The sequence below is a fragment of the Streptacidiphilus melanogenes genome (genome assembly GCF_000787835.1).
Taxonomy (GTDB): domain Bacteria; phylum Actinomycetota; class Actinomycetes; order Streptomycetales; family Streptomycetaceae; genus Streptacidiphilus; species Streptacidiphilus melanogenes.
The window spans coordinates 1-2,409 of the sequence record NZ_BBPP01000107.1 but is presented as its reverse complement, the minus strand read 5'-3'; the positions used below and the strand labels follow the sequence as shown (position 1 = coordinate 2,409).

The following is a 2,409-nucleotide window of genomic DNA, read 5'->3' as shown; positions in this document are numbered from 1 at the left end:
AGAGGAAGTAGAGGCGGCTGAGGGTGACGGTCTCGGCGGGGTGGGAGTGGAGGGGGTCTCCGTCGAGGGTGACCAGGCCGGTGGTGGGGTTGACGTCGACGGTGCCGAGGCGGTGGTTGCGGTGCATGTCCTTGGGGCCGATGCCGCGGGTGTGTTGGACGGGGACGCGGCGTCGGCGGGTGGGGAGTTGGTCGCCGTTGGTGATGGCGGCGGCGGCGACGAAGGCGACGGAGATGTCGGCGGCGGTGGTGCCGTGGGCGCCGAACTGGGGGCCCAGGACGAGGGGTTCGCAGCGGTCGGTGGAGGCGTTGGGGTCGCCGGTGACGCCGTAGGCGGGGAATCCGGATTTGAGTACGAGTTGTGGTTTGGCGCCGAAGTGGTCGGCGCGCCACAGGACGATGTCGGCGAGTTTGCCGACTTCGAGGGAGCCGATCTCGTGGGCGAGGCCGTGGGCGAGGGCGGGGTTGATGGTGAGTTTGGCGATGTAGCGCAGGACGCGTTCGTTGTCGTCGCCGGACTCGGTGGTGCCGTAGGAGCCTTCTCCGTCGAGGGGGCCGAGTTCGTGTTTCATCTTGCCGGCCATGGCGAGGGTGCGGCGGACGGTTTCGCCGGCGCGGCCCATGCCCTGGGCGTCGCTGCTGGTGATGCCGATGACGCCGAGGTCGTGCAGGACGTCTTCGGCGCCCATGGTGCCGGCGCGGATGCGGTCGCGGGCCATGGCGGCGTCGCCGGGGAGGTCGGTCTTGAGGTCGTGGGCGGAGACGATCATGCCGAAGTGTTCGCCGAGGGCGTCGCGGCCGTAGGGGAGGGTGGGGTTGGTGGAGGAGCCGATGACGTTGGGGACGCCGGCCATCTTCAGGACGTTGGGGACGTGGCCGCCGCCGCAGCCTTCGATGTGGAAGGCGTGGATGGTGCGGCCGTCCAGGACGGCGAGGGTGTCCTGGACGGAGAGGCATTCGTTGAGGCCGTCGGTGTGCAGGGCGACTTGGACGTCGTGGTCCTCGGCGACGCGTAGGGCGGTGTCCAGGGCGCGGGTGTGGGCGCCCATGTCTTCGTGGACCTTGAAGCCGCAGGCGCCGCCCTCGGCGAGGGCTTCGATGAGGGGGCCGGGGTCGGAGGAGGAGCCGCGGGCGAGGAAGCCGATGTTGACGGGCCAGGCGTCGAAGGCGTTGAAGGCGTGGCGCAGGGCCCAGGGGGAGTTGACGCCGACGCCCCAGACGGGGCCGAATTCCTGGCCGATGATGGTGGTGACGCCGGAGGCGAGGGAGGCCTCCATGATGCGGGGGGACAGCAGGTGGACGTGGGTGTCGATGGCGCCGGCGGTGGCGATCAGGCCCTCGCCGGACACGATGGTGGTCCCGGTGCCGACGACGACGGTGACGCCGTCGAGGGTGTCCGGGTTGCCCGCGCGCCCGATCGAGACGATGCGGCCCTCGCGGATCCCGATGGAGGTCTTGCGGATGCCCTGGACGGCGTCGATGACGGTGACGTTGGAGATGACGACGTCGCAGGTTGCGCGGACGGTGGTGGCTTTGAGGTGGATGCCGTCGCGGGCGGTCTTGCCGAATCCGGCCAGGAACTCGTCGCCGGGCTGCTGGGAGTCGGACTCGATCCGCACGATCAGGCCGGAGTCGCCCAGCCGGATGCGGTCGCCGGCCCGGGGGCCGTGGACGGCGATGTAGTCGTGGGGGTCGATCGCGCCCCAGGGGGCGACGGGGCCGGGGCGGCCGTGGCAGCCCTGGGCGTCGAAGGCACTGCCGCTCATCGCGACTCCTGCTGCTCGTGGTGGTGGTCGAAGCTGGTGAGGTAGCCGCAGGCGTGCGCCTTGGCCAGCGCGGCCTCGCGGGCGCCGGGGGCGTCCAGGGGGCCGTCGACCAGGCCCGCGAACCCGATCGCCACCCGCTCACCCCCGATCGGCACCAGGCCGACCTCGACGACCGCACCCGCGTCGAACCGCACCGACGAACCCGCCGGGACGGCCAGCCGCAGACCGAACGCCTCGGCGCGGTCGAACGCGAGGCGGGGGTTGGCCTCGAAGAAGTGGAAGTGCGAGGTGACCGTGACCGGCACCGGCGCGGTGTTGCGCACCCGCAGCACCACCACCGGCTCGGCCGGCTCGTAACCCGCACCCTCACCCGGCAGCGCCGCGCCCGGCGCCTGCGCGCCCAGCGAGCCCTCGCCGCGGAACGGGTCGTCGATCACGCACAGCCGCGTCCCGTCCTCGAACACGGCCTCGACCTGCAAGGTGGTCACCACGTCCGCCACACCCGGCAGCACGTCCTTCGCCGACAGCACGCTGCGGCCGGCCTCGATCGCCTCCGCCAGCCGCTTCCCGTCCCGGGCCGCCTCACACACCGTGTCGGCGATCAACGCGGTGGCCTCCGGGATGTTGAGGCGCAAGCCTCGGGC

At 72.0% G+C, this 2,409-nt stretch carries 2 protein-coding genes; both read right to left on the bottom strand.

Features of this window, described 5'->3' with window-relative positions; translation table 11 throughout:
- Positions 1-1,765: urease subunit alpha (locus TR49_RS39510; RefSeq protein ID WP_084725875.1), on the bottom strand; the 1,765-nt coding region annotated here is incomplete at its 3' end.
- On the bottom strand, positions 1,762-2,409 hold a 648-nt coding region (locus tag TR49_RS39505), incomplete at its 5' end, for an urease subunit beta (protein ID WP_042391359.1). The genes TR49_RS39510 and TR49_RS39505, both read right to left, overlap by 4 nt.